This window comes from Pannonibacter anstelovis, assembly GCF_036881715.1.
Lineage (GTDB): Bacteria > Pseudomonadota > Alphaproteobacteria > Rhizobiales > Stappiaceae > Pannonibacter > Pannonibacter anstelovis.
This window is the reverse complement of sequence record NZ_JBAKBF010000003.1, coordinates 45,513-69,846: the sequence shown is the minus strand read 5'-3', so window position 1 is coordinate 69,846 and position 24,334 is coordinate 45,513. Positions and strand designations below refer to the sequence as shown.

At 65.0% G+C, this 24,334-nt stretch carries 21 protein-coding genes; 3 read left to right on the top strand and 18 right to left on the bottom strand.

The window, feature by feature from the left end; all coding sequences use genetic code 11:
* Window positions 1–27: 27 nt before the first annotated feature.
* The 3 genes from odhB to lpdA all read left to right on the top strand — a co-directional run bounded on the left by odhB (window position 28) and on the right by lpdA (window position 3,344).
* Window positions 28–1,260 carry a 2-oxoglutarate dehydrogenase complex dihydrolipoyllysine-residue succinyltransferase gene (gene odhB / locus V6L75_RS05635; protein WP_334250546.1) on the top strand — a complete coding sequence of 411 codons (1,233 nt, stop codon included), beginning with the start codon at window positions 28–30 and terminating at the stop codon, window positions 1,258–1,260.
* A gap of 70 nt (window positions 1,261–1,330) precedes the next feature.
* On the top strand, window positions 1,331–1,921 hold the full coding sequence (locus tag V6L75_RS05630) for an HXXEE domain-containing protein (RefSeq protein ID WP_334250545.1): 591 nt from the start codon (window positions 1,331–1,333) through the stop codon (window positions 1,919–1,921).
* A 19-nt stretch (window positions 1,922–1,940) separates the two neighbouring features.
* Window positions 1,941–3,344, top strand: coding sequence for a dihydrolipoyl dehydrogenase (gene lpdA, locus V6L75_RS05625; protein ID WP_334250544.1), 1,404 nt, complete (start codon window positions 1,941–1,943; stop codon window positions 3,342–3,344).
* A gap of 236 nt (window positions 3,345–3,580) precedes the next feature.
* Here lpdA and V6L75_RS05620 read toward each other — a convergent pair whose 3' ends face one another.
* The 18 genes from V6L75_RS05620 to addB form a co-directional block, all read right to left on the bottom strand.
* Window positions 3,581–4,288, bottom strand: a complete 708-nt coding sequence (locus V6L75_RS05620) for a phosphoribosyltransferase (RefSeq protein WP_334250543.1) — start codon at window positions 4,286–4,288, stop codon at window positions 3,581–3,583.
* Window positions 4,281–5,459, bottom strand: coding sequence for a M20 aminoacylase family protein (locus V6L75_RS05615; protein ID WP_334250542.1), 1,179 nt, complete (start codon window positions 5,457–5,459; stop codon window positions 4,281–4,283). Before V6L75_RS05615 ends, V6L75_RS05620 begins: the two co-directional genes overlap by 8 nt.
* 15 nt (window positions 5,460–5,474) lie before the next feature.
* Window positions 5,475–7,265 carry an adenine deaminase gene (locus V6L75_RS05610; RefSeq protein ID WP_334250541.1) on the bottom strand — a complete coding sequence of 597 codons (1,791 nt, stop codon included), beginning with the start codon at window positions 7,263–7,265 and terminating at the stop codon, window positions 5,475–5,477.
* A complete protein-coding gene (locus tag V6L75_RS05605) occupies window positions 7,262–8,188 on the bottom strand; it encodes a nucleoside hydrolase (RefSeq protein ID WP_334250540.1) in 927 nt (308 codons plus the stop codon). Before V6L75_RS05605 ends, V6L75_RS05610 begins: the two co-directional genes overlap by 4 nt.
* Window positions 8,189–8,191: 3 nt before the next feature.
* Window positions 8,192–9,217, bottom strand: coding sequence for an ABC transporter ATP-binding protein (locus V6L75_RS05600; protein ID WP_334250539.1), 1,026 nt, complete (start codon window positions 9,215–9,217; stop codon window positions 8,192–8,194).
* Complete coding sequence (locus V6L75_RS05595; protein WP_334250538.1) at window positions 9,210–9,989, bottom strand: ABC transporter permease; 780 nt, start codon at window positions 9,987–9,989, stop codon at window positions 9,210–9,212. The genes V6L75_RS05600 and V6L75_RS05595 overlap by 8 nt, the downstream gene beginning before the upstream one ends.
* Window positions 9,986–10,813: an ABC transporter permease gene (locus V6L75_RS05590; RefSeq protein ID WP_334250537.1), complete on the bottom strand. Its 828-nt coding sequence runs from the start codon at window positions 10,811–10,813 to the stop codon at window positions 9,986–9,988. The genes V6L75_RS05595 and V6L75_RS05590 overlap by 4 nt, the downstream gene beginning before the upstream one ends.
* 135 nt (window positions 10,814–10,948) lie before the next feature.
* Entirely contained in the window at window positions 10,949–11,974 is a 1,026-nt protein-coding gene (locus V6L75_RS05585; RefSeq protein ID WP_334250536.1) for a polyamine ABC transporter substrate-binding protein, read from the bottom strand.
* Window positions 11,971–13,038 carry a LacI family DNA-binding transcriptional regulator gene (locus tag V6L75_RS05580; protein ID WP_334250535.1) on the bottom strand — a complete coding sequence of 356 codons (1,068 nt, stop codon included), beginning with the start codon at window positions 13,036–13,038 and terminating at the stop codon, window positions 11,971–11,973. Before V6L75_RS05580 ends, V6L75_RS05585 begins: the two co-directional genes overlap by 4 nt.
* A 153-nt stretch (window positions 13,039–13,191) precedes the next feature.
* Window positions 13,192–13,611: a MerR family transcriptional regulator gene (locus V6L75_RS05575; protein ID WP_334250534.1), complete on the bottom strand. Its 420-nt coding sequence runs from the start codon at window positions 13,609–13,611 to the stop codon at window positions 13,192–13,194.
* Window positions 13,612–13,684: 73 nt separating this feature from the next.
* A complete protein-coding gene (locus tag V6L75_RS05570) occupies window positions 13,685–14,119 on the bottom strand; it encodes a hypothetical protein (protein ID WP_334250533.1) in 435 nt (144 codons plus the stop codon).
* A gap of 187 nt (window positions 14,120–14,306) precedes the next feature.
* Window positions 14,307–14,552 (bottom strand): 30S ribosomal protein S21, encoded by a 246-nt coding sequence (gene rpsU / locus V6L75_RS05565; protein ID WP_334250532.1) that lies wholly within the window; start codon window positions 14,550–14,552, stop codon window positions 14,307–14,309.
* 424 nt (window positions 14,553–14,976) lie between these two features.
* On the bottom strand, window positions 14,977–15,183 hold the full coding sequence (locus tag V6L75_RS05560) for a cold-shock protein (RefSeq protein WP_019963692.1): 207 nt from the start codon (window positions 15,181–15,183) through the stop codon (window positions 14,977–14,979).
* Window positions 15,184–15,369: 186 nt separating this feature from the next.
* Window positions 15,370–16,317 carry a tyrosine recombinase XerC gene (locus V6L75_RS05555; protein WP_334250531.1) on the bottom strand — a complete coding sequence of 316 codons (948 nt, stop codon included), beginning with the start codon at window positions 16,315–16,317 and terminating at the stop codon, window positions 15,370–15,372.
* A 96-nt stretch (window positions 16,318–16,413) separates the two neighbouring features.
* Window positions 16,414–17,007, bottom strand: coding sequence for a nucleotide exchange factor GrpE (gene grpE, locus V6L75_RS05550; RefSeq protein ID WP_334250530.1), 594 nt, complete (start codon window positions 17,005–17,007; stop codon window positions 16,414–16,416).
* A 202-nt stretch (window positions 17,008–17,209) separates the two neighbouring features.
* Window positions 17,210–17,530, bottom strand: a complete 321-nt coding sequence (trxA, locus tag V6L75_RS05545; RefSeq protein ID WP_019963689.1) for a thioredoxin — start codon at window positions 17,528–17,530, stop codon at window positions 17,210–17,212.
* A 128-nt stretch (window positions 17,531–17,658) separates the two neighbouring features.
* A complete protein-coding gene (gene addA / locus V6L75_RS05540) occupies window positions 17,659–21,177 on the bottom strand; it encodes a double-strand break repair helicase AddA (protein WP_334250529.1) in 3,519 nt (1,172 codons plus the stop codon).
* Complete coding sequence (addB, locus tag V6L75_RS05535; RefSeq protein ID WP_334250528.1) at window positions 21,174–24,317, bottom strand: double-strand break repair protein AddB; 3,144 nt, start codon at window positions 24,315–24,317, stop codon at window positions 21,174–21,176. Before addB ends, addA begins: the two co-directional genes overlap by 4 nt.
* Window positions 24,318–24,334: the final 17 nt, after the last annotated feature.

The following is a 24,334-nucleotide window of genomic DNA, read 5'->3' as shown; positions in this document are numbered from 1 at the left end:
AGGCAGATTTTTTAAGAGAAGGCGACCATGGCAACCGAAATCCGCGTGCCCACCCTGGGCGAATCCGTGTCCGAAGCGACGATTGCCCAGTGGTTCAAGAAGCCGGGCGACGCCATCAAGGCTGACGAGCCGCTGGTGGAACTGGAGACCGACAAAGTCACCGTTGAAGTTCCCGCACCCGCTTCCGGCGTTCTGGAAAGCATCGTCGTCAAGGAAGGCGAGACCGTTGGTGTCAACGCTCTCCTCGGCTACATCGCAGCTGGCGAAGGCGCTGCTGCAGCTCCCGCCGCCAAGGCAGAGGCTCCGGCTCCCGCTGCCGCTCCGGCCGCATCTGCTCCGGCCGCAGCTCCCGCAGCTCCGTCTTCCATGCCCCCGGCCCCCGCTGCCGGCAAGCTGCTGGCCGAAACCGGCCTGTCGGCTGATCAGGTTGCCGGTTCCGGCAAGCGCGGTCAGGTGCTGAAGGGCGATGTGCTGGCAGCTGTTGCCGCTGGCGTTTCCGCAGCTCCGGCTGCCGCAGCTGCTCCCGCCGCCGTCCGTGCGTCCGTTCCGGCGGATGACGAGGCCCGCGAAGAGCGCGTGCGCATGACCAAGCTGCGCCAGACCATCGCGCGCCGCCTGAAGGATGCCCAGAACACCGCCGCTATGCTCACCACCTACAACGAGGTGGACATGGGCCCGGTGATGGAACTGCGCAGCGCCTACAAGGACGTGTTCGAGAAGAAGCACGGCGTGAAGCTCGGCTTCATGGGCTTCTTCACCAAGGCCGTCTGCCACGCCCTGAAGGAAATCCCGGCTGTGAACGCCGAGATCGACGGCACGGACGTGATCTACAAGAACTTCTGCCACATCGGTGTGGCCGTCGGCACGGACAAGGGCCTTGTCGTGCCGGTGGTGCGTGATGCGGACCAGATGTCGATTGCAGAGATCGAGAAGGAAATCGGCAACCTCGGCCGCAAGGCCCGTGATGGCAAGCTCGGCGTCGCCGACATGCAGGGCGGCACCTTCACCATCTCCAACGGCGGCGTCTATGGCTCGCTGATGTCCTCGCCAATCCTCAATGCGCCGCAGTCTGGCATTCTGGGCATGCACAAGATCCAGGAGCGTCCGATGGCCGTGAACGGTCAGGTCGTCATCCGTCCGATGATGTATCTGGCGCTGTCCTACGATCACCGCATCGTTGACGGCAAGGAAGCCGTGACCTTCCTCGTCCGCGTCAAGGAAAGCCTGGAAGATCCGCGCCGTCTGGTGCTGGACCTCTAAGCGCTTCACAGCTCATCCGCCGCCGGTTCTCCGGCGGCGGGCCTGCAAAAGGGCCGTGGTCATGAGAGGCATGCTCGACAGGCTGCAAGCCAACTGGGTCTACGGCGGTTTCCTCGCCGGTCTCGTCCTGCTGGCCATGACCAGCGTCTTCACCAAGACTTGGCCCTTCCCGGAAAAGCTCGTCTATCTGAGCCTTCCCTTCTACATGCTGCATCAGCTTGAAGAGCATGATGCCGACCGTTTCCGCCGCTTCGTGAATTATGTCATTGGCCGGGGGTACGATGTGCTCACGGTGCCTATGGTTTTCATCGTCAACGTGGCGGGCGTGTGGGGCGTCGTGGCGCTGTCACTCTGGCTCATGCGCTCCATCGCGCCGGGCTGGGGGCTGATTGCGGTCTATCTGCTGCTGATCAACGCAGCCTTGCATGTGGTGCAGGGTCTTGTCCTGCGCCTCTACAATCCGGGCCTCGTCACCGCCGTGGCCCTGTTCATTCCTCTGGGCGTCTATGCGATGGTTGGCCTCTGGCCCCTGACGACGCCCCTCCAGCACGGGGTGTCGATCCTTCTCGTGCTGGCGCTCCATGGCGTCATTGCCCTGCGCGTGCGCCAGAGGCTGCAACGGTTCGAAGCCGCAGCCGCATCTCCGAACGATTTCACTTAAGAAACCTAGAGGCGACCTCATGTCCCAATACGATCTCGTCGTCATCGGCACCGGCCCCGGTGGTTATGTCTGCGCCATCAAAGCGGCCCAGCTTGGCCTGAAGGTCGCCGTTGTCGAGAAGCGCGCCACCCATGGCGGTACTTGCCTGAACGTCGGCTGCATTCCGTCCAAGGCGCTGCTGCACGCTTCGGAAATGTTCCATGAAGCTGGTCACGGCTTTGAAAGCCTCGGCATCAAGGTGGGTGCACCTAAGCTCGACCTGCCGGCCATGATGCAGCACAAGCAGGCCACCATCGACGCCAATGTCGGCGGTGTGGGCTTCCTGCTGAAGAAGAACAAGATCGATGCCTTCCACGGCACCGGCAAGATCCTGGCGGCAGGCAAGGTCTCCGTCACGGCGGAGGACGGCAAGGTCACGGAACTCGAGACCAAGTCCATCGTCATCGCCACCGGCTCTGACGTGATGCCGCTGCCGGGTGTCGAGATCGACGAGAAGACTGTGGTTTCCTCCACCGGCGCGCTGACGCTGGAGAAGGTTCCGGGTCATCTGGTGGTCGTCGGCGGTGGCGTCATCGGTCTGGAGCTGGGTTCCGTCTGGGGCCGTCTGGGCGCCAAGGTGACTGTCGTCGAGTTCATGGACAAGATCCTCGGGCCGATGGACGGTGACATCTCCAAGCAGTTCCAGCGCATCCTTGCCAAGCAGGGCATGGAGTTCAAGCTGTCGTCAAAGGTGACGGGCGTTGAGAAGAAGGGCGGAAGCCTTGCCGTCAGCATCGAGCCGGCCGCCGGTGGCGCTGCCGAGGTGCTGGAAGCCGACGTTGTGCTGGTCGCCATTGGCCGACGTCCCTACACCGCCGGTCTTGGCCTTGAGGAAGCGGGCGTCAAGCTGGACAACCGCGGCCGCGTCGAGATCGACGGTCACTATCAGACCAACGTTCCGGGCATCTATGCCATCGGCGACGTGGTCGTTGGCCCGATGCTGGCCCACAAGGCGGAAGACGAGGGCGTCGCTCTGGCCGAAATCCTCGCCGGTCAGGCTGGCCATGTGAACTATGACGTCATCCCGGGTGTGGTCTACACTTCGCCGGAAGTCGCCTCCGTCGGCAAGACCGAGGAAGAGCTGAAGGCTGCTGGCGTCAACTACAAGACCGGCAAGTTCAACTTCACCGCCAATGGCCGCGCCCGCGCCATGAACCACACCGACGGTTTCGTCAAGGTTCTGGCTGATGCTGCGACCGACCGCGTTCTGGGCGTGCACATCCTCGGCCATGGCGCTGGCGAGATGATCCACGAAGCTGCCGTGCTGATGGAATTCGGTGGCTCCTCGGAAGACCTCGGCCGCACCTGCCACGCGCATCCGACCATGTCGGAAGCCGTCAAGGAGGCCGCCATGGCCACCTTCGCCAAGCCGATCCACGCCTGATTGGCATTGGACCTGCGGACATGACAAAGGCCGGAGCGGCGACGCTCCGGCCTTTTTGCTATACGGACGGCCTGCCGATTTCCTCCGTCATGCCATGGCATCCATGCCGGTTCACCTCCGCTCGCGCGCGTGCGTATGGGGTGGAGTTTCCTGAAATCTGCATGGTTGGAAAGGTCACGGAATGGATGGCATGATCAAGTCATGCCATGACGATGGTGAGGGAAGACGATAGCCCCTCACCCTTGCGGCATATACCAAAGTCCGTCCGGTCTCTTTTCCAGCATCGGGGTCTCGAAGCAGCCTACGGTGCGGGTGGTCCAGTGGTCCGGGCCATCTGCGCCCTCGCGCCAGCGGCGGGACTGCAGCATGGCGGCGCCAATAACCACGGGGGCAAGGCCAAGACCGGCCAGAAGGGCAAGCGCGGCGCGGATGGAAGCGCCGCTGGAGATTACGTCATCAACCAGCGCGATCCGGCGGCCCTGAAGCAGGGGCAGCATGCGCGGGTCCACATAGAGCCGCTTGATCTGGTCCGGCGTGGTGATGGAGGTGAGTGGCACGGACAGACTGTCATCATACCAGAACTTGCGCGAGGTGCCGAGCGGCACATAGCGGCTGTGGCCGAGCCTGCGGGCAGTCTCGGCGGCGAGCGTCAGACCAAGCGTCGGCAGGCCCACCACCACATCGGGGGCGAAAGGTGCGAGCCTCTCCGCAAGCCCTTGCGCCAGTGCATCCAGAACGGCAAAGCCTGCCTGATTGACGATCAGCGAGGCAAGCGCATGCTTTCCATCGGCCAGCGGGCGGATGGGCAGGCGGAGCTGTTGGCCGCCGGGAAGTGTTGCCGGAAAGAAATTGCGATGGCCAATGTTGACCGGGAAGCTGCCGGGCGCATGCAGCTCCTGCCAGAACGCATGCGGTTCAAGCGCGGGCTGGTGCCGCTCAGTCATGCGCGGCCTCACCGGAAAGTTCCCGTTCCACCAGCCGCACCCAGAAGCGCACGCCAGGGCCAATGGCGGCGTCGTTGAAGTCATAGGCAGTGTTGTGATGCAGCGCGCCATCCATCGCCGGGCCATTGCCGAGCCAGACATAGCAGCCGGGTGCTTCACCGGCGAAATAGGCGAAATCATCGCCCGCCGTAGAGGGCGGGAAGGCCGTGCGCACCCTGGCGCCAAATACATCCCGCGCCGCGCCAAGCGCCCGCTGCGTTGCGTCTGGATGGTTGATCACCGGCGGAATGCGCCGGATGTAGGTATAGTCTGCGGCAATGGCGAACATCTGCGCCGTGCCCTGAGCCAGACGGCCGATTTCCGCCTCCAGCTGGTCGCGTACCTCAGGCGAATAGGCGCGTGCCGTGCCGCCGATTTCCACCAGATCCGGAATGACGTTGAGTGCCTTAGGGTCACCGGCCTGAACGGAACAGGCGCTGACGACAGCAGGCTGCAGCGGATCGACAACGCGGCCCGGAATGGTTTGCAAGGCGGAGAGGAAAGCTCCGGCGGCAGTGACGGGATCGCGGCCCAGATGCGGCTTGGCGCCATGCGTGCCGGTGCCCCGGAAGGTGACGCGCCAGCTGTCGGAGGAGGCAAGCTGCGGACCTTCCACAACGGCCATCTCATCCGGGTCCAGCCCCGGCATGTTGTGCAGCCCATAGACCGCATCGCAGGGGAACAGGCGGAACAGGCCATCTTCCACCATGCGCTTTGCCCCGCCCCGGCCTTCTTCGGCGGGCTGGAAGATGAAATGCACCGTGCCGGAGAAATTGCGCGTCTTCGCCAGCGCTCTTGCTGCGCCCAGCAGCAAGGTGGTGTGGCCATCGTGGCCGCAGGCGTGCATTTTGCCGGGGACGGTGGACTTCCATGGCCGGTCTGCGGTCTCCGGCATGGCGAGCGCATCCATGTCGGCGCGAAGGCCAATGCTGCGCGGGCCGTTGCCACAGCGCAGGGTGCCGACAACACCCGTTCCGCCAAGGCCCCTGTGCACCTCGAGCCCTGCCTCTTCCAGCAGGTTTGCAACAATGGCGCTGGTACGCTCTTCCTCAAAGCCCAGCTCCGGGTGGGCGTGCAGGTCGCGGCGCAGGTCCGTCAGAAACCGCAGGTCAGCGTCGATCAGGTCGCTCATGGCGGGTTTTCCCTGTCAGGCGAGAATTTCGAGAACGGGGGACTCCAGCACACGCCCGGTCTCCACATCGGCAATGCCCCGGTCGGTCTGGTGCGGCCCTGCATTACAGGCCAGCGTGGCGCCGAAACAGGCCTTGAATACCAGATAGGGCGGCTGCCAGGTGACAACCTCATCCATGGCGGCGCGGACGCGGGCAAAGCCTTCGGCCACTTCGCCCAGCGGGGCATCTGACACAAGGCCGGAGAGCGGCAGGGGCAGCACGGCCAGCACCTTGCCTTGCGAAGCTACGGCCATGCCGCCGCCCGCCTCAATCACCGCATTGGCCGCTGTGGCAAGGTCTTCGGCGCTGCCGCCAAAGACCGTCAGGTTATGGCTGTCATGGGAAACAGTGGTGGCAAAGGCGCCGTTCCAGCGGCCCCATTCGCGCAGGAAACCCACACGCGGGCGGCTGTCCGCCCGGCCATGCCGGTGGGCAACGGCGATCAGCGTTGTCTCCTGCGGCGGCACCACAAAGCCGCCGCGCACGTCTGCTTCCACTGTGCCCCAGCGGGTGAAGCGGGGCCTGTCGATCGTGGCGAGTTTGACGCGGGAGCCCGCTGTGGCAACCCGGAAATCATCCGGACTTAGCTGGCTAATTTTCATCGAGCCGCGCAGGCCGGAGAGAGCGCTAGAGCGCAGCTCTGCCAGCATCTTCCCATCCCGCGCCACCACTTCGCCGCTGACGATCACCTGCCGGGCGGTGAAGCTCTCAAGATCAGCGAAGATGACGAGGTCGGCCCGCCGCCCGGCAGCGATGAGGCCGAGATCCTCGCGGCCAAGGCGTCTTGCGCCGTTGAGCGTTGCCGCCTGCAAGGCCCATTCGGGCTTGAGACCATAGCGCACCAGCCGCCGCACCACGTCATCAAGGCCGCCAGCCTTGGCAAGGTCGTCCGGAAATACATCATCGGTGCAAAGGGTCACGGTCTGCGGCAGGTGGCCCAGCGTATTCAGGGCTTCCACGAATTCCGGCAGCAGATGGTCGTGGGAGCCGCGCAGTTCGATTGTGAGCCCTGCGCGCAGCTTCTCCATCAGGTCAGCGGCGGAGGTCAGCTCATGATCGGAGGTGACACCGGCGGCCATGAAGGCGGCAAGATCCGGACCGGTAAGCCCGCGTGCATGGCCGCAGACCGGCTTTCCGGCGGCAAGCCCGGCCTGCACGATGCCGCTCATGCGCGCCTCGCCCGATATGACGCCGCGCATGTTCATCACTTCCGCAATGCCTGCAATGCCGGGGCGGGTGAGCAAGGCAGCGATTTCTTCCGGTCCGAAGTCGGCCCCGGCCAGCTCCAGCCCCGGCGCGGAAGGCACGCAGGAGGGGGCGAGCACGGCAAAGCGCAAGGGAAGACCCGCACTGGCGGCAAGGGCAGCATCGACGCCCGCAAGCCCGTGCACATTGCCGAATTCATGCGGGTCCCACACGGCGGTGGTGACGCCCCGGGGCACAACGGCTGCCGCATAGGCGGCGGGTGTCACCATGGAGCTTTCGACATGCATATGCGTGTCGATGAGGCCGGGGGAGAGATAGCCGCCCTGCGCGTCGATGATGTCCGTGGCATCGCTGCGGTTGCCGGGGACGTGGACAGAGGCAATCAAAGGCCCTGTCAGCCCCACATCGGCGGCGCGGCGCTCGCCGGTCACCATGTCGATGAGGATGGCGTTGACGATCAGCCGGTCAAACGGCGCATCGCCTCTGGCTGCCGCGACAGCACGCAGGCGCAGGCTAGGATCTGCAAGATCGAACGGCTCGCGTGTCTGGTGTGTGGTCATGGCCGGGCTGCCTCCCGCGTCAGGGCGGTGAGGATCATGCCGCGCACGGCGTCCACATCGCAGGCCGAGGCATAAGCGGCGTTGAAGCGGGCATGGCTGGCGCGGGTTTCCACCACGGTGCGCCCGCGTGTGTGCTGGCCCGCGGTTTCCATGGCGATATGGGCCGGGGTGAAGGTGGCCAGTTCCGGCCGGACAAAGATGGCTGCGGCTGCCGGATCATAGAGCGCCATGGCAGGCCGTCCCCGGCTGGTGGCGATGGCGATGAAGCCTTCCAGCATGTCCGCCAGAAGCGCTGCATTGCGCCCGCCTGCGGCCCGCACGGGAGCGGCGTCCTCGGGGCTTGCGAGGATCTGGCGGCAGAAATCGAGGTCCACCATCTTCAGCGGCAGTCCCTGCGCCAGCACGATGGCCACGGCCTCGGGGTCGGCATAGGCGTTGAATTCGGCAGAGGCGGTGTGGTTGCCTTTCGTCAGCCCGCCGCCCATCCACACCAGCTCGTCAATGCGTGCAGCAAGGGCAGAGCGGGCGAGCGCCAGTGCGGCAAGGTTGGTCAGCGGCCCCAGCGCCAGAATGCGGCGCGGGGCAGGGGCGCTCTCCAGCCAGTCACAGAGTGCGGCAAAGGCATCGCCTTCCGGCAGCGGCTGATCCTGCGGCACGGTGAGGCCCATCGTCGGAATGCCGGTCGACCCGAGAATGGCCTCTGCCGTCTCCATCTGCCCCATGACGGGGCGGGCAAGGCCGTTGTGCAAGGGCACGCGCCAGCCGAAGGCCGAGGCCGCGCCCGCAGCGTTGCGGCGCACCTGATCAAGCGGCGTGTTGCCGAAGACGAGCGAAATGCCGTCCACATCAAGCCCTGCATCCATCACGGTCACAATGGCCGCGATGTCATCAAAGCCCATATCCGTGTCGATCCACACACCCATGGTCTATCCGAACCTGTTGAGTTCCGCCGCGCCGGAAACCGGCATGTCGAAGGCAAGGCTTGCCCCCAGCGCATGGGCGGGAAGGGCTGCATCGGTTTCGGCTTTTACCAGACCCAGCGGCGTTTCCAGCACATATTCGCGGGTGCTGCCTGCAAAGGACACGCCGCGCACGATGCCCTTGTGCGGCCCCGTTTCAAGCTGGATGGCGCGGGGGCGCCAGGCAAGGCCGGCCGCTTTCGGCAGCGGGCCGGACACGTCCAGCGCGCCTGCGTCCGTCACCAGCTTGTTGCCGTCGATGCGGGCGATGTTCTCGAAGCCGACGAAATCGGCGACGAAGCTGGAAGCCGGGTGATTGTAGATCTCCTCCGGCGTACCGATCTGCTCGATGGCGCCATTGCGCATGACGACGATGCGGTCAGCCAGAGCCAGGGCTTCCACCTGATCATGGGTGACGAAGATCATCGTCACGCCGCTTTCCTTCTGCACGCGCTGCAGCTCCGTGCGCATTTCAAGGCGCAGGCGGGCATCCAGGTTGGATAGCGGCTCGTCCAGCATCAGGAGCTTGGGTTGCATCACCAGCGAGCGGGCCAGCGCCACACGCTGCTGCTGGCCGCCGGAAAGCTCCGGCGTCTTGCGGGCGGCAAAAGCCGAGAGCCCCACGGTCTTGAGCCCGGCTTCCACAGTCTGCTTCAGCGTCTCGCCGCTGATGCCCTTCAGCCGCAGGCCGAAGGCGACATTCTCGAACACGGTCAGATGCGGGAACAGGGCATATGACTGGAAGACGAGGCCGATCTCGCGCTTGTTGGCGCCCACGCGGGTGATGTCGCGGCCATCCAGCACGATGCGGCCCGATTGGACCGGCATCAGCCCTGCGATGGCGCGCATGGTCGTCGTCTTGCCGCAGCCGGAGGGGCCGAGCAGGGCCAGCAGCTCGCCACGCCGGATGGTAAGGTCAAGGCTCTCCACGGCCGTGGTCTTGCCATAGGCGAGCGACAGCTTGTCCAGGGTCAGATAGGTGGCGTCAGACATAGCGTGAGAACCCCAGAAAACGTTCGGCGGCAAAGACGATGCCGATGGACAGGAAGGCGAGCAGCGACGACAGGGCGGCGATGGAGGGATCGAAGACGATTTCCATATAGCCCAGCATGTCGATTGGCAGGGTGCGCACGCCGGGGCCGGAGAGGAACAGCGACACCGGCACCTGATTGAAGCTCGTCACAAAGCCGAGGATGAAGGCGGAGAGAATGCCGCCGCGAATGTTTGGCAGTACCACCCGCAAGAAGGCACCCAGCCGCGACGAACCGAGCAGCACGGCTGCCTCCTCCATGTCGGAACGCAGGTTCGCAAGGCTGGCGGACACCACACGCACCGCATAGGGCAGCACCAGCGCCGTATGGGCGACGAACAGCGCCAGGCTGATCGACAGGCCGATGGGCAGCACGAAATAGCGCAGCAGGGCAAGGCCGACGATGATGCCCGGCACGATGATGGGCATCGACACCATGAAGCGCACGGTCTCCGCCCCCGGCAGGCGGTAGCGCGACATGGCATAGGCCGCAGGCACGCCCAGAACGAGCGCCGACAGGGTGCCGCCAATGGCGAGGATCATCGAGGTGACGAAGCTCTGCTGGAAACTCTCCACCGTGAAGACCTTTGCGATCCAGCGGAAGGAAAAGCCCTGCGGCGGAAAGGCCAGGGTCTCGCCGGCAGAAAAGGACGCGGCGACGATGATGAAGAACGGACCGATGAGGAAGGTCAGCACCAGCGTCAGGATGATCCAGCTGGACAGTCTCTGGGTCATGACTTGCTCCGGGCCGTGGCAATGCGGCGCAACAGGATGTTGGCGGCAAAGCTCATGACGATGAGGATGAGGGCGATGACGCTGGCGGCAACGAAATTGCCTGCGACGGTGACCTGCTGGTAGAGCAGGGTTTCCAGCATCAGCACCTTGGAGCCGCCGAGGATGGCCGGGGTGATGTATGCGGTGAGCGATCCGGTGAAGACCAGCGTGCCGCCGACCACCAGCCCTTCGCGGGAGAGCGGCAGGATCACCTTCCAGAACACCTGGAACCAGTTGGCCCCCAGCACCCGTGCAGCAGGCACCGCATCACGCGGCAGGTTTTCCAGCGCGCTGATCAGCGACAGGATCATCAAGGGCAGGAACAGCTGCAACAAGCCAATGAAGACGGCGGTCTCGGTGAAGAGGATGCGCAAGGGGCCATCCGTCAGGCCGGTGCCCTGCAGCGCCTGATTGACGATGCCGGTGCGCCCCAGAATGACGATCCAGGCATAGGTACGCGCCACCGGCGAAATCATCAGCGGCAGAACGATCAGCCCCGTAACGCGGCCCTTGGAGCCCGGCGGCAGGGTGACGATGGCATAGGCTGCAGCATAGCCGATGACGGCGGCCACCACGGTGACCATGGCGCCCAGTTTCAGCGTGCGCAGGAAGACCGTCTGGTTCAGCGGCTCGGAGAAGAAGTCGGTATAGGCCGAGAGCGTCCAGCCCTCGGCAGAGCGGAAGCCCTCCGACAGCAGCAGCACGACAGGCACGAGAAAGACTACGGCGGCGAAAAGCGCCGCAGGCAGCGCAAGCGCCAGAGCTTCCGCCCGGTTCTGGAACATGATGTCCGCCTCACCTTCTGGGTGGAGAAAAAGTCGGGGTGCGGCGGCGGCGCGGAGCCCGCCCGCCGCACCCCCAGCCTTGGGAGGCATTCGTCAGGCAGCACAAAACTGCCTGTGTTTCTGAGATAATCAGCCTTACTGGGCGACCTTGGCGTTCCATTCCGTCAGCCATGCATCCCGGTTGTCCAGAATGGTGGCGGAAGGGATCAGCTTCAGGGTTTCAGCCGTTTCCTGGCCGAAGGTGATATTGTCCGCAATGGCCGGGGAAACGGTCACTTCCTTGTTGGCCGGGCTGTCGACCAGCTTTTCGGCAAGCTTGGTCTGCACTTCGGTGGAGAGCCAGTAGTCCATGAACTGAAGCGCCAGATCCTGGTTCTTCGAACCCTTGGTCAGCACCATCACGTTCATGCCGCCGGTCTGACCTTCATCGGGCATGGCCCATGCCAGCGGCAGGCCGAGCTTGGTGAAGGGCGCCCAGGAGAAGCGGCCGATGGGGGCGGCCCAGATCTCTTCCTGCTGCATCAGCTGCACCAGCTGGGAAGATTTGACGTAGAAGGTGACGATCTCGTCCTTCTTGGCGCCAACGGCCTCGATCGGGCCCTTCAGGTCAGCCGAGTTGTTGCCGAGCGCTTCGCCCAGCATGTAGAGCGCGGGCGGGCCCTGATTGGTGGTCACGTTCGGGAAGGCAACGTGGGAGACATACTCGTCCTTGAGCAGATCGGCCCAGGAGCGGATCGTCATCTTGTCGGTGCGGTAGACGATCGACGTGGCATAGAAGGTGTAGCCGACGCTCATTCCGTCGCCATTCGGGTCCTTGGCGATGTCATAGAGCTTGCCGAAGTTGGAAAGCTTCGTGCTGTCGATCTTGTCGATCAGGCCCTTGCGGGACGCGGCCAGCGCATCGGCCATGGAGACAACGGCCATGTCCACCACCGGATTGTCCTTGTTGGCTTCCATCTTCGCCAGGCGCTCGACGCTGTTGCCGGTCTCCACCACCAGCTTGCAGCCGCACTTTTCTTCAAAGGGCGTGTAGAGCAGTTCCTTGAACTCGTCCTGCGCAAAGGCATAGACGGAGATCGTCAGGGTCTTTTCCTGGGCGGCGGCGGCGCTCATGGTCAAAGCAAGCGCGGTGGCCGCGCCAAGCATCAGTTTAACGGTCATTGGCTGTCTCCTGCTGGTGTCTGTTGTTGTTCTGCGGTTCTGCTTGGGGATGGACCGCAGGTCTGGCGGACCACCAGGCTCATGGGCACACTGGGGCGGCTGGCACGGGCAATGCCCGGATCGCGCGGGCCATTCCCCCTGTCCCGGCTTTCAATGAGGCGGAGCAATGCCTGGATCGCCTCTCCCGCAATGGCGGGCATGTCCATCCGCACGCTGGTGATGCCCGGCGTGATGGCGGAAGACCAGACTAGATCGTCAAAGCCAGTGAGGCTTGCGTCCTGCGGCACGCGCAGGCCTGCCTGCTGCAGCTCTGTGAGGGCGCGCAGGGCCTGAAGATCGGAGAGGGCGGCAAAGGCGGTGAAGCCTTCTGCCACACGGGCCGCGAGCCCAAGGCTTGCACCCGGTCCATGCAGGGCCTCATGCGGTTCGATCCACAGCACCTCAACCCGCCGGTCCGGACCGAGGGCGGAGCGGATGCCGCCCACCCGGTCGTTCTGCACGTTGGAGGCCGGATTGCTGCCGATGATCACCACGTCCCTGTGGCCGAGAGCCGCAAGATGGGAGCCGACCAGCTCACCGCCCTGCCAGTGATCGGCTGAAACAGTGTTGCCGGGCGTCGAGGGACTGTCGATCACCGCGACCGGGCTGCCGGTACTGATGATCCGCGTGCCGCGGCGCGGCACGATGACGATGCCGTCGACGCCACGGTCCTGAAGGTGGGTGATCGCCTGCGTCTGCATTGCCGCATCGCCGCGCGAGTCGGCAATCAGCACGCCATAGCCGGCGGCGGCGGCGGCATGCTCGATGGCCTGCGCAATCTGCGGGAACAGGGGATTGGCAATGTCGGGCAGCACGAGGCCCAGAACCTGCGACCGGCCGGTGCGCAGCGCCCGTCCCGCATGGCTGGGCATATAGCCGAGTTCGGCCGCCTTTGTCCGGATCCGCTCGGCCAGCTCAGCCGAAACACGCCCCTTGCCAGACAGCGCATTCGACACCGTCGCGGCGGAAACATCCAGCAGCGCTGCAATCTGGGTGAGGTTTGGCCGTGACCGGGGGGCGTTCATCCTGCGGGCACCTGATTAATCGATTAATCCGAGTGCTAGATGAAGTTTATGCCGCTGTCGATGGCTTTTCCGGCTGGAAACGGCTCTTGCCTAAAAGAAATGCAACTTAATGTACCGCTTCGGTTGAGGCTTCTGTGCGGCTACCGCTTCTGGTCAGTGGTCGCCGGCGCAGAGGCCGTGATTGCCGAGTGCGCGCAGCACCTGACAGTCGGCGACCACATGGTCATGTCCGCAGGCTGCGACAATGCGCTTGAGTTCGGATTCCAGCCGCTTGAGGCGGGCAATCTTGTCCTGCACGGCCTTGAGCTGGGTTGCAGCGATCTCGTCCGCGCGGTTGCAGGGCGCTTCCGGGTGGGCGCTCAGTTCCAGCAGATCACGGATGGCTTCCATTGGCAGGCCGAGATCGCGGGCATGGCGGATGAACTGCAAACGCTCCAGATCCGGCTGGCCAAAGCGGCGCTGGTTGCCCTCCGTGCGCAGAGGCTGCGGCAGCAGGCCCGCCTGCTCATAGTAACGGATTGTCGGAACCTTGACGCCGCTGAGCCGCGCCAGATCGCCAATCGAAAAGTCCATCACCGCTCTCCCCTCTTGCGCTTGCAGGAAGAAGTCTAGGAAGGCCCTGAAGCCTTCGCAAGAGGCAGGGCGCTTATCGGCGGCGTGTCAGTATATGAGTGGTAACTGTCTCTACGAGACGCGGATCATGAGGATCGGCAACAACGGTTGCTTCCATTCGCTGGTCGCCGAACAGGCGCATGTCGATGATGCGCACGCCATAAAAGCCCTTGAGTTCCACTCTCAGGCTGCCATCGGCCCTGTAGAAGGCATCGGTCCAGCCCCACTTGCAGTCGCGGGGGATGCAGGAGGTGAAGGCGCGTGCGCGAATGAACACTCGGTCGTCCTCGCAGCGGCTGGTGACCTCGATCTGCGTCAGCTCCTTCGGCTTGGCACCGCGGGTCACCCAGGTTCCATGTTCGGGAATCGGGCAATAGCTGCGCTGCTCCTGCGCTGTGGCGGGCACAACGGGCAGGATGAAAAGACCGCTCATGATCACCAGGGCGGCGAGGCCAGCGTTAAACATCATGTCCTCCTGCCTTCAGCCTGAAGCCTGCGCATTAACGTTGCGTTAACGGATTGGCGGGAGGGGCACAGGAGTCACGGACAAAAGAAAAACCCCCGCTGGCAACGGGAGTATCCCGTGTCAGTCAGGGGTCTTTTATCCGGTTGTCCGGAGATGCCCTGCCAGATGGTTGCATCTGGCAGACAGGCAATTAGCGGCGCGGACCTGCGGCGACCTTGCGCTTCGGACCTGCGATCAGGCCTTCGCGCTGGGCGAGCTTGCGCGCTGCCTTGCGGGCGCGGCGAACAGCTTCGGCCTTTTCACGGACGCGCTTTTCGGACGGCTTTTCGAAGGAGCGGCGCGCCTTCATCTCACGCAGCACGCCCTCGCGCTGCAGCTTCTTCTTCAGGACGCGGAGCGCCTGCTCGATGTTGTTGTCGCGAACGAGTACCTGCAAGGTAAATCCTGACGTTGCCTGCGCCGCAGCACTCATGTGAGGGCAGCAGGGGTTAGACCTAAAGCCATATGGCACGAGAAGTGGCGCAACCTAACAGGTTCCGCGCAAATTGCACCCCCTTGGGTGCAAAAAAATGCTGCGAGCCCGATTTTTCTTTGCGATGCGCCAGTTCTGACCGGCGTTTCCGGTCCCGATACATGACGTTTTGCACTGTCTGCTGCACAACGCCGGGAGGTTTCCTTGGTCCGGACAGTACCCCTTCGGGCTTGGCTGCCGGTCGGCAGAAACGCCGCAGATACAGGCCTGCATCGCGCTGAATGCAGAACCGGGCACCCCTTGGATGCCCGGTCCTTGTCACTTGCAGAGGAAGCTGGGCTGCTGCCGTGCCCTTTCGGGCTGGCGCAGGGGGTGCTTCCGCCTGAAATCAGGCGATCTGCAGGTTGGCAGCGGCGCTGCGGCCCTGACGGTCGGTTTCCAGCTCGAAGCTGACCTTCTGACCTTCATTGAGGTGGCCGATGCCAGAGCGCTCGACGGCACTGATGTGAACGAACACATCGCGCTCGCCGTTATCCGGCTGGATGAAGCCGAAGCCCTTCTGGGTGTTGAAGAACTTTACGGTTCCAGTTTTCATGATGATAGTACCTTGCAAAAAGAGTCATACCCGCCCCGCAGGACAGGCGTCGATACATCGCCGGATTTTTCGAAGAAAGATTTGGCGGGTCGATATCGTTGACACCGCAAACAGCCAAGTCTGGCCCAAAAAGACGATGACTTACTGTGACGGTAGAATGAGGCTTATGCAAGGCATTCTTTTATTTTATTTTCGCGGGTGAGCCTTGTCATAGGCCTCCAGCAGCCTTGCCGCATCCACTTCCGTGTAAATCTGGGTGGTAGAAAGGCTTGCGTGACCCAGAAGCTCCTGAATTGTACGCAGGTCCCCGCCCCCGGCCAGAAGGTGGGTTGCGAAGGAATGACGCAGGGCATGCGGCGTTGCGCTGTCCGGCAGGCCGAGCGCTCCACGAAGTTTTGCCATGGCCAGCTGGATCAGGCGCGGATTGAGCGGCCCGCCGCGTGCGCCAAAGAACAGCGGCCCGTTGGGCTCCGGCGTGTAGGGGCAGAGCTTGAGGTAGGCCTCCACGGCCTCGCAGACGACGGGCAGCACCGGCACCACCCGTTCCTTGCCACCCTTGCCGATGATGCGAAGGCTGCGCGTGCCTGTGCGCGGCGCATTGCGCCCGGTGATCGACAGGGCCTCGGAAATGCGTAACCCGCAACCATAGAGCAGTGTCAGCACCGCGGCATTGCGGGCCTCGATCCAGGCCTCGCTTTCCATGGCCAGGTCACCGGAGGCAACGGCGGTGGCATCGGAGGCAGTGAGGGGCTTGGGCAGGGAGCGCGGCTGGCGCGGCGCGCGCACAGCACCGGCCGCCGCAGCATTCACCTCGCCCTTGCGTTCCAGAAAGCCAAGGAAGGACCGGATGCCGGCCAGCCCTCGCGCCAGCGACCGGCTGCCCGTTCCGCCGGTTCGCCGCCGTGCCATGAAGGCGCGGAAGTCGGCAGGCTTCAGTTCCTGCACGTCCTTGAGGTCCGGGGCCCCGCCCAGATGGGCTGTCAGAAACCGCAGGAACTGGCGCACGTCACGCTCATAGGCAACCAGCGTCTTGTCCGCGAGGCGCCGCTCATCGCCCAGATGATCCAGCCATGCGCCGACGCGCGCGTTCAGCTCCGGCGTTGCGGTGACCAGCAGGGAATCAGTGTCGCTCATCGTGTGAGTTTACCGTGGCCAAGGGCCGCGCCAAAGCGAAAGAGGCGGCCCCTGCCGGGTGCCGCCTCCTGATACGGTTGCACTTGTGTCTCGGGATCAGGCCGTGGTGTCGACGCCGCCGGTCTGGCCAGCCTGCGGGGCTTCCTTGGGGCCGCCCTTGGAAACGCCAACGAGGGCGGGGCGCAGCACGCGGTCACCGATGACGTAACCGGCCTGCACCACCTGCACGACGGTGTTGTTCGGCACTTCGGTATTCGGCACTTCGAACATGGCCTGATGGAAGTTCGGATCGAACTTCTGGCCCGCCGGGTCCAGCTTCTTGACGCCATGCTTGTCCAGCTGGTTCAGCAGCTCGCGCTCGGTCATTTCCACGCCTTCGATCAGCGCGGTCAGGCCGGCATCGGCGCTCTCGCGGGCGTCAGCGGGCAGGGCATCCAGCGCACGGCGCAGGTTGTCGGATACGGTCAGGATGTCGCGGGCAAAGCCGGTGACCGCATAGACGCGGGTATCCTTGATTTCCTTTTCCGTGCGGCGGCGCAGGTTTTCCATTTCGGCCATGACGCGCAGCGCACGGTCCTTCAGCTCCGCGTTCTCCGCCTGGAGAGCCTCAATGGGATCGACGGTGGTCCCGGCCTCGGGCGCAGCGGCTTCTTCGTTTTCCGCTTCGGGGGTCTTGCTCTCGTCGGTCATCTGGGTTCCATCAATTGGGTCTGCGAATATGAAAACGCAGGCCGTTCAACCATCGGGCAGGCGGTGTTTCCGCAAGGGAAAATTCTCACCTGTTGCTTGCCCGTGACTGGAAGCGGCCTGCGGCTGTCTTTATCCATTCCCGCCGCCGCTGCCAACCTCTGCAAGAACGGCGTTGCCGGTGGCGGGAAAAAGAGATGCAGGATCAGAGGGCGCTCTTGATCCAGTCGGACAGCTTGCTCTTGGGAGCAGCGCCGACCTGAACAGCCATCGGCTCGCCATTCTTGAACATGACGAGCATCGGGATGGAGCGCACGCCATACTTGACGGCCATGGCCTGATTCTCGTCGATGTTGATCTTGGCGATCTTCACCTGGCCTGCCAGCTCTTCGGAAATTTCCTCCAGAGCCGGGGCAATCATCTTGCACGGACCGCACCACTCGGCCCAGAAATCAACCACGACCGGCTCGGACGACTTGAGGACGTCGGCATCGAAGCTGGCGTCGGTGACTGCGGTGGTAGCCATTTGCGTTCACTTTCCATGCGGTGGCCCCTGAAGCAGCTGGCTTCAAGGACTCACCTTGTTGCGTTGTCCCGAACGTAGGAAGGCGGACCCGCCCCGTCAAGTAATCCAGCCCCTGAAGCAACTGGACATCAAGCTATCTTGTCCGTGCTCTTGAGGCTGGCGAGCACTGCATCCAGTGCATCGCCGGGCACGGGCATCAGCTTCGGCGCGCTGGTCCACAGCAGTGCCGCCGTCACTCTGCGGTCCGGATAGATGTCCGAAACCAGCCGGCGGTAGACGGCAAGCTGGGCCAGATAGTCCGGTGGAATGCCTGAAGCATCGGCCGGCACATGCCGGTTGGTCTTGTAATCGGCAATCAGCACTTCGTCCGGCATAACCACCAGCCGGTCGATCTGGCCGGAGACGAAAGCTGTCACGCCGTCCGCCGTCACCATATGGCCGGAGATGGGCACCTCCGCCCGCCCGCCGGGGGTAAACAGGGGGGCAAGATCCGGGTCTTCCAGAATGGCCATCACCTCGCCCAGCAGCTCGTCCTTGCGGGCGGCAAAGCGGGCGGGCAGGGAGGTTTCGACAAAGCGGCGTCCAGCGGCTGCGCGTTCGGCCTCCGGCAGATCCGGCAGCAGCTCCAAAAGCCGGTGCAGCAGACGGCCGCGCTCCAGCGGATAGGCTTCCGCCTGCCGGTGCGCTTCCAGCGCCGAAAGCCCGTCCGGCGCCTCGATGCCCTCCTTCATCTCCATGGCCTCGAACACGCGCGAGGGCTGAAGCCGGGGCATGCGGGCGGGCGGTGTCACCGGGCGGGTCAGCCACTCCGGCACGGCAGCAGCAGGTTTCTCTGCCTCAGGCTCAGTGTGGGAGCTGTGCTTTTTCAAAGGCGCTGCCGGATCGGTGCCTGGTTTGCGCCACAGCCAGGCGGTGACCGTGCCATCGGGGGCTGCCACTTCCTCGGCTTCCGGCTTCAGCGCCCTGGCGGCTAGATCATACCAGCAGCCTTCTTTGGGGCCTTTGGCAGGCTGCCAGCCGCAGATGATCAGCCGGTCCTCGGCACGGGTCATGGCCACATAAAGCAGGCGCCGGTATTCCTCGGCGGCACTGGCGCGGAACTTGTCGATGGCCTCAGTTTGCCAGCTCATGCGCTCGGCCTTCACCGGCAGCCACACCAGTGCGGGGGCCTGTTCTGCGTCATCCTTCGGTTTGAAGGGCAGGAAGGACGGGTCGTGATGGCTGCTGACGGGGGCGTTGCACGGGTCCACCAGAATGACAATCGGCGCTTCCAGCCCTTTGGAGCCGTGCACAGTCATGATGCGCACCAGCCCGGCGGCATTTGTCAGCTCGCGCTTGATCTCGGTGGGAGCAGCGGCGAGCCAGGCGAGGAAACCTTCGAGGCCGGGAATGCCGGTCTGCTCATAGCCCATGGCCAGCGCCAGAAACTCGTCCAGCACGTCATCCACTTCCGGCCCCATGCGGCCCCGGAAGGCCCGCCGCCCGCCATCGACGGACAGCAGCCTTGCGTAGAACTCGAAGGGCGGCATGAAGTCGGCCCGCGCGCGCCAGGCTTCCAGCTGCAGGCGCACATGGTCCCAGCGGTTACCGTCCTCTGCCTTCTTCAAAAGCCCCTGCCACAGGGTGCCGGGGCGCAGCCGTTCCACCGGATCGCGGGCAATTTCCAGCAGGGCATCGTCATCAAGGCCGAAAAGCGGGCTTTTCAGCACGGCGGCCAGCGACAGATCATCTTCCGGCAGCAGCATGAAGCGGCCAAGGGCAACCAGATCCATCACCGCAATATGCTCGGTCAGCACCAGCCGGTCACTGCCTGCGGCGGGTACGCCAAGCCGTTTCATCTCCCGGTTCAGCGCTTCCACAAAGGGCCCGCGCTTGCGCACCAGGATCATCACGTCGCCGGGCCCAGCGGTGCCTTCGTCCATCCACCGGCGCAAGGTGGTGGCAATGCGCCTGGCCACCCGCAGCATGGGCGAGCCGGTGCCCAGATGATCGACGGGCAAGGTCCAGTCTTCCGGCTCCTCGCTTTCCAGCGGCTCTTCCAGCGGCCAGATTTCAACGAGTCCCGGATCCCGGCGGATCGCCTCATGCACCGGGGGCTTTACCTCCTGCGACAGGCCTGCATGGGCTTCGACGGGCAGGAACACCCGGTCCACCGCGCCCAGCACATCGGGCGTCGAGCGGAAGGACAGCTGCAGCTCCACCGGATGGAACGGCTGGTCCGCCTGCGCGGCGCGCTTGTCGAAATAGCGGCGCATCTCGTCGAAATAGGCGGGCACGGCACCTTGAAAGGAATAGATCGACTGCTTCTCGTCGCCCACGGCGAAGATGGTGCGCGGGCCGCGTCGTGCGCCTTCGCCGGAGAAGAACTCTTCCGCCAGCGAGCGGATTACCTGCCACTGCCGGGGGCTGGTGTCCTGCGCCTCGTCCACCAGAATGTGGTCTAGGCCCTGATCCAGCTTGAACTGCACCCACTGGGCCGCATCGCTGTTGGCCAGAAGATTGGCGGCGCGCACGACGAGATCTTCGAAGTCCAACAGCCCGCGCCGGGCCTTGCCCGCCTCGTAATGGCCGATCACCCCATCGGCGAGGCGGAAGATGGCGGCGGTGCCTTCCAGCGTGACGATGGCGCGGCGCTTGTCCAGCAGGGCCACAAGCCGGTTCTGCTCGGCCAGCATGGCCTCTGCCACTTGCGGAAACTGCTTGGTGACGCCAGCCGTGCACAGGCGCTTGGCCGGTTCCATGGCCTGCGTGAAGAATGCCCGCAGCCAGTTGTGGCGGAAGGCGGCGGGATCACCGCCGGGCTTCAGTCCCTCGGCGGCGGCAGTCAGAAGGTCCGCCTTGTCGCCATCGGTCTTGGTGCCCAGCCGCAGCGCTTCGGCAACGGCCAGCGGATCGCGGATGAGGCGGCCTTCCAGAAGCTCCTTGTCCAGCGCCTCAAGACTTGCGCCCGGCTCCAGCCCGAAATCCCGAGCAAGGCTTTCGAGCGCGGCGTCCAGATCTCCGGCACTGACGATCCAGTTGCGCAAGGCATCGCGCCGGTTGATTGCCTCGGCCAGCACATCTTCCACCGCCGCATCCGGCATCAGCCCGATCAGCCGTTGCAAGGCCGCACCCAGCGGGCTTTCCGGCTCGGTCTCTGCCGCATGCAGCACGTAGGCGCGCGCTTCTGCCATCAGCTCTGCCGCCAGCCGGTCGTCCAGCACGGAGAAATGCCCGGCCACATTGGCTTCCAGCGGAAACTGGTGCAGCAGCGCTTCGCAGAAGGCGTGGATGGTCTGGATCTTCAGCCCGCCCGGCGTTTCCAGCGCCTGCGCAAACAGCCGCCGTGCCCCGGCAAGGCGGGCGCGGGACGGGGGCGTTCCGTCGATGGCGGCAATTTCCTTTGCCAGCTCATCATCGCTCAGCGCGATCCACTGGCCGAGGATCTTGAACACACGTGTTGCCATCTCCGCAGCAGCCGCCTTGGTGAAAGTGAGGCACAGAATGCGCGAGGGATCGGTGCCATCCAGCAGCTGGCGCACCACCCGGCGGGAGAGAACGAAGGTCTTGCCTGAGCCCGCATTGGCGCTCACCCAGGCCGAGGCGTGAGGCCTTGAGGCAAGGTCCTGCCGCTGCAGCGTTGCAAGGGGGATCTGCGGCCCGCTCATTCGCTGTCCTCCGAACCGCTGGCCCATTCCTTCACCCGGGCAAGGTGATCATAGGGGCCGTTGAGGTCGCGCTCCTTCTCCACCCTTGCACGGGAGAGATAGCCGCGCCCCTCGTCCTGATAGGCGGCCACCAGCTGTTCCAGGCGCTTCCAGGCATCTTCGGCCAGTTCCTCGATGGTGCGGTCCTTCGGCTGGCGTGATTCCACCTTCAGCGCCGTGCGCCCGCCTTTCAATTCGATGTAGAGCATATCGGACACCGGATCGCCCGCAGGCACGCTGCCGAAGCCGCCGCGCCGGATCATGGCCACTTCCAGCGGCAGCTGCGGCGAGAGCAGCGCCTCCACCTGCTTGATGCTGGGCACGGCGCCGGTCTTGTAGTCGATCACCGCCAGCGTGCCGTCCTGCATCAGGTCGATGCGGTCAGCGCGGCCGGTCAGGCGGAATTCGGCACCCGGCAGGGTCAGCTCGACGCCGCCGGAGATTTCAAGGAAACGCTGGCGGATGGAAGGTTCCCGCTGGCGTTCAAAGGCCACGAATTCTTCGGCAATGCGCAGGAAGCGCGGCCACCACAGGGCGCGGATGGCCGGGAAGGCATCGAGCGGGGCAAACAGTTCCGCGCCGATTTCGATCAGCCGCGCCACAGCCGTGTGGTCCAGATCACCATGCCATTCGGACAGGAACAGCGCCAGCGCGTCATGGATGATCGAGCCCTTGTCCGCCAGCGTCGGCGAGCCGCCGATGGGGTCCACCGGCTCAAGGCCGAGGATGCGGCGGGCAAAGATGGCGTAAGGATCACGCACCAGCCGTTCGACTTCGGTGACCGACAGGCGCACAGGCCTTGCGCTCAGCGGCGGCTTCGGGGCGGGCCGCTCCGCCGGGGTGACGGGGCCTTCCGCGAGGTCCAGAAGGCCAGCAAGCTCCGTCCAGCGCCGCCCTCGCTCCAGCAAGGCAGCTTCCGCTTCAGGTCCGGCCAGTGTCAGCAGCCTTTGCAGCCAGCGTGATGTGACGGTTGGCGCGCCATCGGCGCGGCTGGCGCGGGAAAGAATCACCCGGCGTGCGCCCAGCCCTTGCACGAAGTCATGGGCGCCAGCCCCGATGCGCCGCTCCGGCGGCTCCAGCCCCATGTCGCGCTTCATCGGGCGGTTGAGCCATGGATCGTTGCGGGTGCGCTGCGGCCAGATGCCTTCATTGAGGCCGCCGAGAATGACCAGATCAGGCCGCTGCAGGCGCGCTTCCATGGGGCCGAGGATCTGCACCCGCGGATCGCCCGGCAGGCGCCGCCGCACGGCGGTTCCGGCAATCAGCGCGGCGAAGACGGAAGGCCATTCGCGCGCGGGCACGGCAAGGCCCGCACGGCTGCTGTCCATCAGCCCGGTCAGCATCAGCGCCAGCGCATCGCCCGTCTCGCCCCGGTAAAGCTCTGCATCCGAGCCAGCGGGGTCGCCAGCAATCTGTTGCAGCACCCTTGCATGGGCACGGGCGAGTTCATCGACGGGAACGGGTTCTTTCCGCTCCAGCAGGCATTCCAGCGGCTCCAGCGCCGTAATCAGCCGGTTGGCAAGATCGCTGACTGCGGCCCAGTCGTCTTCCACCAGCTTCTTCCAGCGGGGCGTATGGGCATCTTCGGCAGCAAGGCGCGCGGCGGCAATCGCATCAGGCAGCCCGCGAGAGCCGAATTTCGGCGCAGGCCCGCGCAGCACGCCGCGCTCCAGCGAGCGGGCGGCAGAGCGGATGTCTTTTGTTTCCAGACCGAGGCGTGCCAGCGGATGCTTCAGGAGGGCCAGCAGATCCAGCGGCGCGCAGCCTTCGAGCGCAAGGCGCGCAGCCAGCATGGCCAGCACGGCGGGCGGCGTCTGGTCGAGCGGGCGTCCGGCGCTGTCATCCACGGTGATGTTCCAGCGGCCCAGCTCTTCCGCCACGCGGCGGGCGAGCAGGCGGTCGGGGGAGACAAGCGCCGCCGTCCCGCCGCGCTCCACCGCCTCGCGCAGGGCTATGGCAAGGCTCAGGGCTTCTTCCGCTTCGTTGCGGGCAATCACCAGTTCCACCCCGTCAAGCGCGGCCTTGCGCTCCTCTGCCGGTGTCTGTTGCAGGAAGGCGGTCCATGCGTCGGTGGTGGAGGCCGGGCGCAGGGCTTCGCTCACCAGCGCCTCGCGGGCGGCGAGCTGCGGGGTTTCCGGCGGGCAGAGCGGCGTGACTTCGCGCCGGTCCACGCCCAGCCGGTCGAGCAGCTGCTTCAGGCCATATTGCGGATGCCCGTTGGCGCTGGGCTCATCCTGCGGCAAAGTCTTGCCTGCTGCAGTCACCCGCCGCTGCGGGGCGCGGCCAAGGGCGGACCAGGAGGCATCATCCATGCGCATGTCCAGCCCCGGCAGCACGATGGCACCCTGCGGCAGGTCTGCAATGGCTTTCAGCAGCTCGGCTGTGGCGGGCACGGTGCCGGTCGATCCGGCGGCGATCACGGGGCCCTTGGGCGGGGTGAGGCGCAGGCGCTCCGCCTCGCGCCGGATCAGCGCCGACCGGCGGGCCTTGGGGTCCATGGCGCCGCATTCGGCCAGATAGGCCGGCCAGGCAAGGCGCACGATATCGAGGAATTCCAGCGTCACCTGCCAGTAGCGGGCGTGATCCTCCGGCACGAGGCTGGCGAGCGCCGACGAGTCGGCTTCCTCGGTTTCCAGCTCGTCCATCAAGGTGATGAGATCACCGGCCAGCCACGCGGCATCAGCGGCGGAAGCAGGAAGGCCCAGAGGCTCATCCTCGCCAAGGGCCAGCACCTGACGGCGCAGCGCCGCCTTCCAGCCCATCACCAGCCGCGTCATCGCCAGCTTGCGCTCCAGCGGCGGCAGTTCAGGCGGCAGCGCCTCGCCATCGCCGGGGGCGGAGAGAAGCTGCAAGTCCTCATCCGCATCGCCCAGCGGGCGGATGCGCGGCAACAGAACGGGCCGGCCGCCGAACATGTCCTGCACCAGCGCGGGCAGGGCGCGGGCGGCACGGCGGGTCGGCAGATAGAGGGTGACATCGGAGAGCAGCAGCGGATCATCCAGCGGGCGGAAGCCCTCGATCAGCCGCCCGTCCACCAGCGCTGCGATCAGCTCCCGGGAAAAATCCGCCGAGGGCGGAATGGAGAAAATCCGCGCTGCCATCTGCTCCTGCCTGCCTT

What these genes read in the sequence shown, in the direction of transcription:
- odhB (WP_334250546.1), top strand. Translation starts at nt 28, where the DNA reads ATGGCAACCGAAATCCGCGTGCCCACCCTGGGCGAATCCGTGTCCGAA.
- V6L75_RS05630 (WP_334250545.1), top strand. Translation starts at nt 1,331, where the DNA reads ATGCTCGACAGGCTGCAAGCCAACTGGGTCTACGGCGGTTTCCTCGCC.
- lpdA (WP_334250544.1), top strand. Translation starts at nt 1,941, where the DNA reads ATGTCCCAATACGATCTCGTCGTCATCGGCACCGGCCCCGGTGGTTAT.
- V6L75_RS05620 (WP_334250543.1), bottom strand. Translation starts at nt 4,288, where the DNA reads ATGACTGAGCGGCACCAGCCCGCGCTTGAACCGCATGCGTTCTGGCAG.
- V6L75_RS05615 (WP_334250542.1), bottom strand. Translation starts at nt 5,459, where the DNA reads ATGAGCGACCTGATCGACGCTGACCTGCGGTTTCTGACGGACCTGCGC.
- V6L75_RS05610 (WP_334250541.1), bottom strand. Translation starts at nt 7,265, where the DNA reads ATGACCACACACCAGACACGCGAGCCGTTCGATCTTGCAGATCCTAGC.
- V6L75_RS05605 (WP_334250540.1), bottom strand. Translation starts at nt 8,188, where the DNA reads ATGGGTGTGTGGATCGACACGGATATGGGCTTTGATGACATCGCGGCC.
- V6L75_RS05600 (WP_334250539.1), bottom strand. Translation starts at nt 9,217, where the DNA reads ATGTCTGACGCCACCTATCTGACCCTGGACAAGCTGTCGCTCGCCTAT.
- V6L75_RS05595 (WP_334250538.1), bottom strand. Translation starts at nt 9,989, where the DNA reads ATGACCCAGAGACTGTCCAGCTGGATCATCCTGACGCTGGTGCTGACC.
- V6L75_RS05590 (WP_334250537.1), bottom strand. Translation starts at nt 10,813, where the DNA reads ATGTTCCAGAACCGGGCGGAAGCTCTGGCGCTTGCGCTGCCTGCGGCG.
- V6L75_RS05585 (WP_334250536.1), bottom strand. Translation starts at nt 11,974, where the DNA reads ATGACCGTTAAACTGATGCTTGGCGCGGCCACCGCGCTTGCTTTGACC.
- V6L75_RS05580 (WP_334250535.1), bottom strand. Translation starts at nt 13,038, where the DNA reads ATGAACGCCCCCCGGTCACGGCCAAACCTCACCCAGATTGCAGCGCTG.
- V6L75_RS05575 (WP_334250534.1), bottom strand. Translation starts at nt 13,611, where the DNA reads ATGGACTTTTCGATTGGCGATCTGGCGCGGCTCAGCGGCGTCAAGGTT.
- V6L75_RS05570 (WP_334250533.1), bottom strand. Translation starts at nt 14,119, where the DNA reads ATGATGTTTAACGCTGGCCTCGCCGCCCTGGTGATCATGAGCGGTCTT.
- V6L75_RS05560 (WP_019963692.1), bottom strand. Translation starts at nt 15,183, where the DNA reads ATGAAAACTGGAACCGTAAAGTTCTTCAACACCCAGAAGGGCTTCGGC.
- V6L75_RS05555 (WP_334250531.1), bottom strand. Translation starts at nt 16,317, where the DNA reads ATGAGCGACACTGATTCCCTGCTGGTCACCGCAACGCCGGAGCTGAAC.
- grpE (WP_334250530.1), bottom strand. Translation starts at nt 17,007, where the DNA reads ATGACCGACGAGAGCAAGACCCCCGAAGCGGAAAACGAAGAAGCCGCT.
- trxA (WP_019963689.1), bottom strand. Translation starts at nt 17,530, where the DNA reads ATGGCTACCACCGCAGTCACCGACGCCAGCTTCGATGCCGACGTCCTC.
- addA (WP_334250529.1), bottom strand. Translation starts at nt 21,177, where the DNA reads ATGAGCGGGCCGCAGATCCCCCTTGCAACGCTGCAGCGGCAGGACCTT.
- addB (WP_334250528.1), bottom strand. Translation starts at nt 24,317, where the DNA reads ATGGCAGCGCGGATTTTCTCCATTCCGCCCTCGGCGGATTTTTCCCGG.